Source organism: Streptomyces sp. 2-1 (assembly GCF_048564895.1).
GTDB classification, from domain to species: Bacteria; Actinomycetota; Actinomycetes; order Streptomycetales; family Streptomycetaceae; genus Streptomyces; species Streptomyces phaeochromogenes.
The window spans coordinates 7,384,678-7,397,074 of record NZ_CP183383.1 but is presented as its reverse complement, the minus strand read 5'-3'; the positions used below and the strand labels follow the sequence as shown (position 1 = coordinate 7,397,074).

Genomic DNA, 12,397 nt, shown 5'->3' with positions numbered 1-12,397 from the left:
AATTGTTCCCCAGGCGCTGTTCGCTGTGAGCGATCGGGGCGGTGAACCCCGGTGAACGTCTCGCCCGGCCGGTGCGTCACAGGTGCAGCGTCGGATTCCTCATCCGTTCCAGTCGTCTGCCTCGGGGGCATCATGCGGACCGCACACCTGCGTCGATTGCTCGTCGGCCTGACCCTGTTCGCCACTGCGGCCGTCGGAGTCACCTCCTGCGGGGACAAGTACGGCGATGCCGGTACACACGACCCGGCACGTGCCACGGAACGCGCACGTCAGGTCTCCGACGCCTGGGAGGGCTCGGCGGCGGCGCGGGTGTGGCGTGAGGGCTACTTCCCGCTGGGGGATCCGGTCCAGCTGCCCGAGGGTGCCTTCCACAGCGACGCCGACAAGCAGGCGTACCAGAGTCAGAACCTCGAGATCCGCGGTTCCCTTCCCGGCGCCCCGCCGAAGAAGGGGGAGGTCCGCTGGCGCGGTGGCGGCTCGCTGGCCGTTCCGGTCGTCTCCGCGCGGGCGGCGTACGAGCAGATCGGCGGGGGTTCCGGTGCGGCCGGTCCGGGGCCCCGGCTCACCGTGACCGGTGCGCGGCTCGGGGAGATGGCGATCCGGACCAGCCAGGGGTCGGCCACGGTCCCCGCCTGGCACTTCACGATCAAGGGCTACGACACGCCGCTCAAGCGCGTCGCGGTCGTCGCCTCGAAGCTCCCGAAGCCCCCGGTCAAGCCCCTACCGAACCTGACGGATGACCTGTGGGAGCTCGCCGGACTGAACACGGTGTCGCGGGACGGCCGGACCGTCGTGCTGCGCGCCCACCACGGGTCCTGCGACGACGGCCCCGGCGTCGACGTGCTGGAGAGCGCGGACAACGTGGTGTTCTCCGCCTGGATCCGCAACCCCTCCGACGGTCTCTGCACAAAGGAGCTGCGTGCGAAGAAGGTGACGGTGAAGCTGGACCGGCCGGTCGGCGACCGCATCCTCCTGGACGCGTTCACGGGCAGGCCCGTGCCTTACGAGGGGGCTCCGTGGTCCCGGTCGTCGTCCTGGAGCTGACCCGGCGGGCCGACCCGGCGCAGCAGCGGCCAGGTGGCCACCCCTATGGCCAGCGCCATCGTGTGTCCCCAGTTCGTCATCGGATCCGTGAACGCGATCAGGTCACCGACGACCATCCAGCCGAACACCGCGAGCACGGTCCAGCGCAGCCAGGGCCTCAGCAGCCCGGCCAGCGCGCCGACGCTCGTGGCGACGCCGAAGCTGATGCCGTAGTCGTAGCGGTGGAGCGAGCTCTCGGGCAGATGCCCGGCGAGGACGGAGAGGCCGACGGGTATCTCGGTGGCCAGCGTCGCCAGGCTGTGTCCCAGCAGGAAGACGCCTGCCGTACGCCACCCACCGATCCGCCGCTCCAGCGCGGTGAGCACCAGCAGAAAGGCGATCACGTACGCCGACGTGAGGCCCCCCGCGATCCACAGCGCACTGGCGACCAGCACACGCACCGGCGACTGCGCCAGATGGGCCACATCGGTGCTGGACGCCTGGAGCACCCGGTCCACCAGGCCGGGGTCCGCGTACTCGGCGACGAGAGAGGTCACCGCGAGGACGACCGCGTACCCGAAGGTGAAGGGGGTCCCGGTGGGCGTGGGGAACAGCCGCCAGGGCCGGACGCGGCGAAGCCCGGCGAGCAGGGGCCGGGCGCTCCCGTCAGCGGCGGGCGAGGTCCCCACATCGGCGGGCACGCTCTCGGCGACGGCGACGTGCACGCCCTCGGCGGAGACGGCGAGGGGCCGCTGTCGCGGGATGCCGTCGAGCCCGGCGGCGGGAGCGGCGTCCCGATCGGCGGTGGAGTCGGTGGAGGCAGCGGGGCCGGAGGATTCAGCGGAGGCGGAGGACGCGGCGGGGTTCGTCGTCTCCGCGCCGCTCGTCACAGGCCTTTTCACCGTGGAGGCTCCTTCCGTCACCCCCACACTCAGCTTCGCACGACCGGGCTGTCTGTGACGGGGACCACGGAAGGGCCGATTCACAGCCATCTCTCACGGTCGGGCCCGGCCCCGGCGCAACTCGGCGGCCCGGCGGAAATCAGCTGCTCGCCCTGGGGGAACTTGCCAGGATGACCGCATGACCACCTCGCACGACACCGCTCACGACGCTTCCCATGACGCTTCCTACGGCGCTCCCGAAGTCATCGACCGTCGCGAGGGGCCGTACGGCGAGGTCGTGCTCCGCCGCCACGGCGGGCTGCTGCAGATCATCGCCAACGGCTGTTTCCTCATGGACACCTCCGACGGACGCTCGGAGAGACGGCTGGTCGAGGCCGCGCTCGGCGCGCTGGACGGGCGGCCGGGGCCCGACGTCCTGATCGGCGGCCTGGGCGTCGGCTTCTCGCTCGCACACGCGGCCGACGAGCCGCGCTGGGGCCGGATCGCCGTCGTCGAACGGGAGCGGGCCATCATCGACTGGCACCGTTCCGGACCGCTCACCGGGCTTTCGGCGCCGGCGCTCGCGGACCCGCGCACGGAGATCATCGAGGCGGATCTCGTCGCATACGTCAATGAGACGTCCGACACGTACGACGCGCTGTGCCTCGACATCGACAACGGACCCGAGTGGACCGTCACAGAGGGCAACGAAAACCTCTACTCGGCGGCCGGACTCGCCGCGTGCGCAAGGGTGTTGAGGCCCGGTGGGGTACTGGCCGTCTGGTCGGCCAAGCCCTCGCCTGATTTCGCAAGAACCTTGGGGAATGCCGGGTTCCGACAGGTGCGTACCGAAGAGATCCCGGTTGCCCGGGGCGTTCCGGACGTCGTGCATCTCGCGGTCGGGCCTGGATAGCCGAGCGGCGGTCACTGCCCGTACCCTGCTGACCTGACGCCGATCATTCAAGCGTCAAGCGCAGTCATGGAATCACCCCACTGGTTCCGGAAAGCACACTCAGGGGCGGGCGATGGAGCAGACACACACCTCCCAGAACGGCACGGCGGCCACGCCGGGCGCTCAGCGCCGCGTGCTGGTGATCGAGGACGATCCGACGATCGTGGACGCCATCGCCGCTCGCCTGCGTGCCGAGGGATTCCTCGTGCAAACGGCGGGTGACGGGCCGGCCGCCGTCGACACGGCCGAGGCATGGCAGCCCGACCTGCTGATCCTCGACATCATGCTGCCCGGCTTCGACGGCCTGGAGGTCTGCCGCCGAGTACAGGCGGCGCGTCCGGTGCCGGTGCTGATGCTCACCGCGCGCGACGACGAGACGGACATGCTGGTCGGGCTCGGCGTGGGCGCCGACGACTACATGACGAAGCCGTTCTCGATGCGCGAGCTGGCCGCGCGCGTGCACGTACTGCTACGACGCGTGGAGCGCGCCGCGCTGGCCGCGTCGACGCCGCGCTCGGGCATCCTGCGGCTCGGCGAGCTGGAGATCGACCACGCGCAGCGCCGGGTCCGGGTGCGCTCCGAGGACGTGCATCTCACGCCCACGGAGTTCGACCTGCTGGTCTGTCTGGCGAACACGCCACGTGCGGTGCTCTCGCGCGAGCAGCTGCTGGCCGAGGTGTGGGACTGGGCCGACGCGTCCGGCACCCGCACCGTGGACAGCCACATCAAGGCGCTGCGCCGGAAGATCGGCGCCGAGCGCATCCGTACGGTTCATGGCGTGGGCTACGCGCTGGAGACCCCGACGCCCTAGAGTCGGGCACCCTGGTTGAGGGGGCGGAAGTGATGAGCAGTATCGGTGCGTGGCGCAGGAGTGTGCTGGCGGGTGCGGGATCCCGTTCGCCGTTCGGCAGACGCCCGGGCTCGGGCAGGCGCTCGGCTGCGGGGCCGCATTCGGGCTCGGACGCGGGGTCGCACACCGGCTCGGGTACGGGCGCGTTCGTCGGCCCCGGCTCGGATTCACCGCCCCACTCCGGTGGCGGCACCGGTGTCGACGCCGGCACCGGCTCGGGCTCGGTGTCCGGGCTGAGTCCGGTGCCCGATTCAAGTGCGGCTTCCGGGACGGCCCCCGCCTCCGCGGCGACGCCGGCCGCCGGTACCGCTTCCGCGCTGGGATCGGCGACGGACACCTGGGGCGAGATGCGTCCCTTCTCGATCAAGACGAAGCTCGGCGCCCTGGTCGTCGTCTCTGTCTTCATCACCACCGGTCTGCTGATGATCGCGGTGCGCACCGAGACGGAGCTGCGCTTCATCACGGTCTTCTCGGTGATCGCGACGCTGCTGATCACCCAGTTCGTGGCGCACTCGCTGACATCGCCGCTGGACGAGATGAACACCGTGGCGCGGGGCATCTCGCACGGCGACTACACCCGCCGCGTCAGGGGCGCCGACCGCCGCGACGAGCTGGGCGACCTGGCCCAGACGATCAACCGCATGGCCGACGACCTGGAGGCCCAGGAGCGCCAGCGCAAGGAACTCGTGGCGAACGTCTCCCACGAGCTGCGCACGCCCATCGCCGGACTGCGCGCGGTCCTGGAGAACGTGGTGGACGGAGTCTCCGCCGCCGACCCCGAGACGATGCGTACGGCCCTCAAGCAGACGGAGCGGCTGGGGCGGCTCGTGGAGACGCTTCTCGACCTCTCCCGCCTGGACAACGGCGTCGTACCGCTGCGCAAGCGGCGCTTCGAGGTGTGGCCGTACCTGTCCGGCGTACTGAAGGAGGCCAACATGGTCGCCTCGGCGCGCGCGGGCATCGCTTCCGGCTCCGGCAGTCACACGCGCACGGACGTCCATCTGCACCTGGACGTCTCGCCGCCCGAGCTGACCGCGCACGCGGACCCGGAGCGGATACACCAGGTCGTCGCCAACCTCATCGACAACGCGGTCAAGCACAGCCCGCCGCACGGCCGCGTCACCGTGAAGGCCCGGCGCGGCGAGGGACACGAGTCGCTGGACCTGGAGGTCCTGGACGAGGGTCCCGGCATCCCGCGTTCGGAGTGGCACCGGGTCTTCGAGAGGTTCAACCGCGGCGGTGTGGTCGCCCCGCACGGTCCCGGCAGCGACGGCGGTACGGGCCTGGGGCTCGCGATCGCCCGCTGGGCGGTGGATCTGCACGGCGGCCGGATCGGTGTGGCCGAATCCCCGCGTGGCTGCCGGATCCAGGTCACTCTTCCGGGCGTGCCTTCGCTTGACAGATTGACGTAGGGTTCAAATCTAGAGCCCAAGATCCATGAGTGAATCGTGTGATCGGGCAGCAGGACACGTGTCATCGCGCGGTCCTCGTACGGAGGCTCGGCCTTTCGAGGTCGCAGTCCTGACCCGACGTGTCGGTTCCGCATCGGAACCTCGCTTGTTTCCCGCCATTTCCACCACCGAAACACGCTTTTCGATGTGACTTACGCGACGATGACCAGGCCCGGCCTGACCTACGCGGTCCGGGAGGCGTAGCCTTTATTCCCGCTGTCCATCACCTTGTGAAGCGGAAGAGGGCGGTTGCCGCCGTGTCGCCACAGTCCCCCAGTAACTCGAGCACCTCGACAGAGGACCAAGCCGGGAAGAAGAACCCCGCTGCTGCGTTCGGTCCCAATGAGTGGCTCGTCGACGAGATCTATCAGCAGTACCTCCAGGACCCGAATTCGGTAGACCGAGCCTGGTGGGACTTCTTCGCCGACTACAAGCCGGGCGGCGTCGCCGCCTCGGCCCCGTCGGGTACCGCGGCCGCGGGGGCCGCGGGGACCACCACGGTCGCTCCGGCCGCCCCTGCGGCGCCCGCGGCTCCGGCCCAGGCCGCTCCGGCCCCGGCCGCACCCGCGGCGCCGAAGCCGGCAGCCGCCGCGCCGGCGAAGCCCGCCGCCGCTGCTCCTGCCGCGGCTCCGGCGAAGCCCGCCGCGGCCAAGCCGGCCGCAGCGAAGGCGGAGCCCGCGTCGGAGTCCCCAGAGGGTCCGGAGTACGTGACGCTGCGCGGCCCGAGTGCCGCGGTCGCGAAGAACATGAACGCCTCCATCGAGGTGCCCACGGCCACGTCCGTGCGCGCGGTCCCGGTGAAGCTGCTCTTCGACAACCGCATCGTCATCAACAACCACCTGAAGCGTGCCCGGGGCGGGAAGATCTCCTTCACCCACCTCATCGGCTACGCGATGGTGCAGGCCATCAAGGCCATGCCGTCGATGAACTACTCCTTCGTGGAGAAGGACGGCAAGCCGACGCTGGTCAAGCCGGAGCACATCAACTTCGGCCTCGCCATCGACCTGGTGAAGCCCAACGGCGACCGCCAGCTGGTCGTCGCGGGCATCAAGAAGGCCGAGACGCTGAACTTCTTCGAGTTCTGGCAGGCCTACGAGGACATCGTCCGCCGCGCCCGTGACGGCAAGCTGACGATGGACGACTTCACCGGTGTCACGGTCTCCCTGACCAACCCCGGCGGCCTCGGCACCGTCCACTCGGTCCCGCGTCTGATGCCCGGTCAGTCGGTCATCATGGGCGTCGGCTCGATGGACTACCCGGCGGAGTTCCAGGGCACGTCCCAGGACACCCTGAACAAGCTCGGCATCTCGAAGGTCATGACGCTCACGTCGACCTACGACCACCGCGTGATCCAGGGCGCCGCGTCGGGCGAGTTCCTCCGCATCGTCGCGAACTACCTCCTCGGCGAGAACGGCTTCTACGACGAGATCTTCGAGGCCCTGCGCATTCCGTACGAGCCGGTCCGCTGGCTCAAGGACATCGACGCCTCGCACGACGACGACGTCACGAAGGCCGCGCGTGTCTTCGAGCTGATCCACTCCTACCGGGTCCGCGGCCACGTCATGGCCGACACCGACCCGCTGGAGTACAAGCAGCGCAAGCACCCCGACCTGGACATCACCGAGCACGGGCTCACGCTGTGGGACCTGGAGCGCGAGTTCGCCGTCGGCGGCTTCGCCGGCAAGTCGATGATGAAGCTGCGCGACATCCTCGGCGTCCTGCGCGACTCGTACTGCCGCACCACCGGCGTCGAGTTCATGCACATCCAGGACCCGAAGCAGCGCAAGTGGATCCAGGACCGCATCGAGCGCTCGAACACCAAGCCCGAGCGCGAGGAGCAGCTGCGCATCCTGCGCCGGCTGAACGCTGCCGAGGCCTTCGAGACCTTCCTGCAGACGAAGTACGTCGGCCAGAAGCGGTTCTCCCTGGAGGGCGGCGAGTCCGTCATCCCGCTGCTCGACGCGGTGCTGGACTCGGCTGCCGAGTCCCGCCTGGACGAGGTCGTCATCGGCATGGCCCACCGCGGCCGCCTGAACGTCCTGGCGAACATCGTCGGCAAGTCGTACGCGCAGATCTTCCGCGAGTTCGAGGGCAACCTCGACCCGAAGTCGATGCACGGCTCCGGCGACGTGAAGTACCACCTGGGCGCCGAGGGCGTGTTCACCGGTCTGGACGGCGAGCAGATCAAGGTCTCGCTGGCCGCCAACCCCTCGCACCTGGAGGCGGTCGACCCGGTCCTGGAGGGTGTCGTCCGCGCCAAGCAGGACGTCATCAACAAGGGCGGCACGGACTTCACGGTCCTGCCCGTCGCCCTGCACGGCGACGCGGCCTTCGCGGGCCAGGGCGTGGTCGCGGAGACCCTGAACATGTCGCAGCTGCGCGGCTACCGCACCGGCGGCACGGTCCACGTGGTCATCAACAACCAGGTCGGCTTCACGGCGGCGCCCGAGTCCTCGCGCTCCTCCATGTACTCGACCGACGTGGCCCGCATGATCGAGGCCCCGATCTTCCACGTGAACGGCGACGACCCGGAGGCCGTGGTCCGCGTCGCGCGGCTGGCCTTCGAGTTCCGTCAGGCGTTCAACAAGGACGTGGTGATCGACCTCATCTGCTACCGCCGCCGCGGTCACAACGAGTCGGACAACCCGGCCTTCACCCAGCCGCTGATGTACGACCTGATCGACAAGAAGCGCTCGGTGCGCAAGCTCTACACCGAGTCCCTCATCGGTCGCGGCGACATCACGCTGGAAGAGGCCGAGCAGGCGCTGCAGGACTACCAGGGCCAGCTGGAGAAGGTCTTCACGGAGGTCCGCGAGGCGACGAACGCTCCGGCCGAGGCCCATGTCCCGGACGCGCAGCCCGAGTTCCCGGTGACCGTCACCACGGCGGTCTCCCAGGAGGTCGTCAAGCGCATCGCCGAGTCCCAGGTCAACATCCCCGAGCGCGTCACCGTCCACCCGCGTCTGCTGCCCCAGCTGCAGCGCCGCGCGGCCATGGTCGAGGACGGCACGATCGACTGGGGCATGGGCGAGACGCTGGCCATCGGCTCCCTGCTCCTCGAGGGCACCCCGGTGCGCCTCTCGGGCCAGGACTCCCGCCGCGGCACGTTCGGCCAGCGCCACGCGGTCCTCATCGACCGCGAGACGGGCGAGGACTTCACCCCGCTCCAGTACATGTCCGAGGACCAGGCCCGTTACAACATCTACGACTCGCTCCTGAGCGAGTACGCGGCGATGGGCTTCGAGTACGGCTACTCGCTCGCGAGGCCCGAGTCCCTGGTCATGTGGGAGGCGCAGTTCGGCGACTTCGTCAACGGCGCCCAGACGGTCGTGGACGAGTTCATCTCGTCGGCGGAGCAGAAGTGGGGCCAGACGTCCGGCGTCACCCTGCTCCTCCCGCACGGTTACGAGGGCCAGGGCCCGGACCACTCGTCCGCACGCCCCGAGCGCTTCCTCCAGATCTGCGCGCAGAACAACATGACGGTCGCGATGCCGACCCTCCCGTCGAACTACTTCCACCTCCTGCGGTGGCAGGTGCACAACCCGCACCACAAGCCGCTGGTGGTCTTCACCCCGAAGTCGATGCTCCGCCTCAAGGCGGCCGCGTCGAAGGCGGAGGAGTTCACGACGGGCGGCTTCCGTCCGGTCATCGGCGACGCCTCGGTAGACCCGTCCGCCGTCCGCAAGGTCGTCTTCACCGCGGGCAAGGTCTACTACGACCTCGACGCGGAGCGCACCAAGCGCGGCTCGACGGACACGGCCATCATCCGCATCGAGCGCCTGTACCCGCTCCCGGGTGCCGAGCTCCAGGCGGAGATCGCCAAGTACCCGAACGCCGAGAAGTACCTGTGGGCCCAGGAGGAGCCGGCGAACCAGGGTGCCTGGCCGTTCATCGCCCTCAACCTGATCGACCACCTGGACCTGGCGGTCGGCGCGGACGTTCCTCACGGGGAGCGGCTGCGGCGGATCTCCCGCCCGGCGTCCTCGTCGCCGGCGGTCGGCTCGGCCAAGCGGCACCAGGCTGAGCAGGAGCAGTTGGTGCGGGAGGTGTTCGAGGCCTGACGGCTTCGAACGCGTCGTTCAGCACGTACGCGAACAAGGGCCCGGCCCCGAGTCTCAGGACTCGGGGCCGGGCCTTTTCCGCTGTCGGGCGCGACCGGGGTGACACCGGCCGGGTGTTCGTCAGCCCAGGTAGGGCTCGAAGTCCCAGTAGGGCCGGGTGCGCTGGCGGGCCGAGATGGTGTGCGGGTGCTGAGCTCCCAGCGTGCGGGTGAGCGAGAGAAGACCGTCCTCCTCCAGCTTCCCCGCCTCCTCCTGCTCCCGTGCCGCACGCAGGTCCGCGGAGAGCGCCACCTGGCAGGAGAGGGTGAGCGGGTGCTGCTCCCCCAGTGAGTGCCGGGACCGGCGCAGGGTGTCGCGGCTCAGGTCGACGGCGTCGGCAATGCGGCCGTTGAAGTTGCGCGCGCTCGCGGCGTTCAACGCACAGCCCAGCACCCAGGGGTGGTCCGGGCCGAGCGTGGCGGTGAGACCGGCCATCGCGGACTCGAACATCGACATGGCCTCGGCGCGTTCGCCGGCTGCCTGCATGACCAGACCGGTGTTGGTGAGCATGCCGGTCGCGACAGGGTGTGCGGGGCCGAGGAGGGCCCGGTAGCCGGCCTCCGCCTCCGCGATCAGATCGCGGGCCTGGCTCAGGTCACCGTGCTCCCGCAGGAAGTTGCCGTAGTTGGTCAGGAAGGACAGCGTGCGGTGGTGCTCCCGACCGTTCAACTGCACCATCTGTTCCAGGAGGCTGGTCATCGAAGGCCCGACGTCCTGCGTGTGGCCGCCCTCGCGGCGGCGGCACATGGTCAGTTGGGCTCGTGCCTCCAGGGTCTGCGGATGCTGCGCACCGAGCACCTGAACGTGGAGCCTGACGACCGGCTCCTGGCGCGCGAGCGCGTCACGGTAGCGGCCGAGGAGACGCAGACTGTGAGTGACCGCATTGCCCGAGCTGAGGGTGTTGATGTGCCGGGCGCGCAGGACGCTCTCACGCCTGGCGAGGGTCTCCAGGTCGAGTTCGTACGCGTCCGTGTACCTGCCGAGGAGCCGGAGCCCGACGCCGAGGTTGTGCCGGGCGACGAGGGTGGGCAGCTCGTCCTGCCCGAGCAGTCGGCCGATTCCGTCAAGGACCTCGCGCTGCAGCTCGTACGCCTCCTCGTACCGACCGAGGTGACGCAAACTCGTGGCCACAGCGCCCTTCGCAGTCAGCTCGCCGAGTTCATTGCGCTGCGGCGCGGTCTGCAGCTTCTCCAGGACGCCACGGTCCAGTTCGTACGCATCGCGGAACCTGCCGCTGGCCCGCAGAATGTGGCCCTCTTGGTTGATCAGGTCGAGCATGGGCTGGGCCAGCCGATCCATGGAACGGTCCCAGCGGTCGTGGATCCGCTGAGCCAGATCCAGTCCGGCCTTGAACTCCCCGCTGCGCAGGCAGTAGCGCAGGCAGTTGAGGACCGCCTCTTGGACCCGGGGCGTGGTGCTGCCCAGCGCGCCGGACGGTTCCAGGTGCGGAAGCAGTTCCGCGTATCGAGGCCAGTTCCTGCTGTCCACGGGGTTGCCCGGGTCGGCCTCCGCGAGGAGGGTACGGACGGCCCTCCGGTGGTTGGCGCGGCTGTCTTCACTGGCCAGTTTGGAAACGATGTCGTGGACCAGACGGTGCATGTGCACGGACTCCTGGTGCGGGCCCATCTCCGCACCCGCCGGGCCGCGGGTCTCGCGGGTGAGCACCGAGTAGTTGACCAGCGTGTCCAGGGCCCGGGTCCAGGCGGGCAGGTCGGTGGCCATCCACCGCAGTTCCTCAGGGAGATCGGCCTGCGGGTAGGCGCGAATGAGGCCGAGCGGGATGCGTCCGGGTGCGAACGACGTACACAGGCTCAGCACGTCGATGGCCTGTGGCTGCGAACGACGCAGCCGGTTGAGCAGTATCGACCAGGAGGTCATGGACGACTGCGGGAAACCCTCGCCAGTGGCGGGTTCGTCGACGGTAGACAGCTTGCGTTCGCGGACCATCCGCAGATACTCGGGCACTTCCATGCCTGACTCGCCGAGCCAGGAGGCGGCCTGTACGAGCGGCAGCGGTACGTCACCGAATTCGATGGCCACCTCGTCGGCCTCGTCCGCGGTGATGTGCGGGGCTCGGCGCATCAGGTAACCGGTGGACTCCGCGCGCAGGAAGGCGGGGATCTCGAGGATTTCCGTGTGCTCGCTCCAGCCGCGGTTGCGGGAAGTGACCAGTACGTGTCCGGGTCCCTGCGGGAGCAGGGCGTCGATGTCGTCGGTGTCGTCCCAGCCGTCGAAGATCAGAAGCCAGCGGGAGTGCGGCTCCCCGCGCCGCAGGGCGTCCCGCACGGCACGAATGCGCTCGCCCGGCTCACTGCCGCTGCGCAGACCGAGTTCCACGGCAAGTTCGCCGAAGCGGTCACGCTGAATGTTGCGATCGTCGGAGTTGATCCACCACACCATGTCGTAGTCAGGGCTGAAGCGGTGGGCGTACTCGGCGGCCAGCTGAGTCTTGCCGATTCCGGACATGCCAAGCAGTGTGCAGGCGGCGGCGCCGCGCTCGGCGTCGGCGAGACGTTGGTGGAGGTTGGTGAGGAGATCGTCGCGGCCCGTGAACCGCGGGTTGCGGCGCGGGACCTCTCCCCAGATCTCGGCGCGTGTCTCCGGATAGCGGAGCCGGGTGGGTGCCGCCCTCGTGGTACGACGCCGCTCCAGGCCGAGTCGGCTCAGCAAACGTTCCTCGGCCGCCTCCTCGCTCAGTCCCCACATACTGGCCGGTTCGAGGACCGCGGTGGCCGGGAGCAGCGGGCGGTTGGTGAGGTTGACCGCGGCGAAGCGGTCGGCGTGCGCGGCGACAAAGCCGCGCAGGACGTCGTTCCACTCGCCCGCGGGGCGCGGGCCGAGCTCGAAGAACCAGTCGTTGAGGACGAGAAGTACGCGTCCGCTGGACAGCAACAGGTCACCGAGCGAGTCCTCGAGCGGGACCTCACGAGGCGGGTCCCAGCGCTGCTGGGTAGCCCGGTTGCCGTGCCGTTCCAGGCACTGCGCGATCCACGCCGCCCACGAGCGGTGGTAGCCCGGGAAGACCACCAGGAAGTGCTCCGGTGCCGCTGAGCCGCGGTCTGCCGCGCTCTCCCCGCCCGACCGCCGCTGTTCCGCCATCCCAAGCTCCCTGCTCCCGCTGTGTCGCACTCATTCACGTA

Annotated in this window: 7 protein-coding genes; 5 read left to right on the top strand and 2 right to left on the bottom strand. The window is 69.6% G+C overall.

The window, feature by feature from the left end:
• The first annotated feature begins 132 nt into the window (after positions 1 to 132).
• Positions 133 to 1,044: a hypothetical protein gene (locus tag ACN20J_RS32655; RefSeq protein WP_419667397.1), complete on the top strand. Its 912-nt coding sequence runs from the start codon at positions 133 to 135 to the stop codon at positions 1,042 to 1,044.
• On the opposite strand, the gene ACN20J_RS32650 is transcribed toward ACN20J_RS32655, so the two are convergent.
• Positions 1,002 to 1,925: a rhomboid-like protein gene (locus tag ACN20J_RS32650; protein ID WP_419667396.1), complete on the bottom strand. Its 924-nt coding sequence runs from the start codon at positions 1,923 to 1,925 to the stop codon at positions 1,002 to 1,004. The two genes, ACN20J_RS32655 and ACN20J_RS32650, sit on opposite strands and share 43 nt — an antisense overlap.
• Positions 1,926 to 2,103: 178 nt before the next feature.
• On the opposite strand from ACN20J_RS32650, the gene ACN20J_RS32645 reads away from it, so the two are divergent.
• The 4 genes from ACN20J_RS32645 (at position 2,104) to ACN20J_RS32630 (ending at position 9,218) form a co-directional block, all read left to right on the top strand.
• Positions 2,104 to 2,817: a spermidine synthase gene (locus ACN20J_RS32645; protein WP_419667395.1), complete on the top strand. Its 714-nt coding sequence runs from the start codon at positions 2,104 to 2,106 to the stop codon at positions 2,815 to 2,817.
• 112 nt (positions 2,818 to 2,929) lie between these two features.
• On the top strand, positions 2,930 to 3,667 hold the full coding sequence (locus ACN20J_RS32640) for a response regulator transcription factor (protein ID WP_055617694.1): 738 nt from the start codon (positions 2,930 to 2,932) through the stop codon (positions 3,665 to 3,667).
• 386 nt (positions 3,668 to 4,053) lie between these two features.
• Positions 4,054 to 5,118 carry a HAMP domain-containing sensor histidine kinase gene (locus ACN20J_RS32635; protein ID WP_055617705.1) on the top strand — a complete coding sequence of 355 codons (1,065 nt, stop codon included), beginning with the start codon at positions 4,054 to 4,056 and terminating at the stop codon, positions 5,116 to 5,118.
• 296 nt (positions 5,119 to 5,414) lie between these two features.
• A complete protein-coding gene (locus ACN20J_RS32630) occupies positions 5,415 to 9,218 on the top strand; it encodes a multifunctional oxoglutarate decarboxylase/oxoglutarate dehydrogenase thiamine pyrophosphate-binding subunit/dihydrolipoyllysine-residue succinyltransferase subunit (RefSeq protein WP_361901417.1) in 3,804 nt (1,267 codons plus the stop codon).
• Positions 9,219 to 9,338: 120 nt separating this feature from the next.
• Here ACN20J_RS32630 and fxsT read toward each other — a convergent pair whose 3' ends face one another.
• Positions 9,339 to 12,356, bottom strand: a complete 3,018-nt coding sequence (fxsT, locus tag ACN20J_RS32625) for an FxSxx-COOH system tetratricopeptide repeat protein (protein WP_190232187.1) — start codon at positions 12,354 to 12,356, stop codon at positions 9,339 to 9,341.
• Between the last annotated feature and the right edge of the window lie 41 nt (positions 12,357 to 12,397).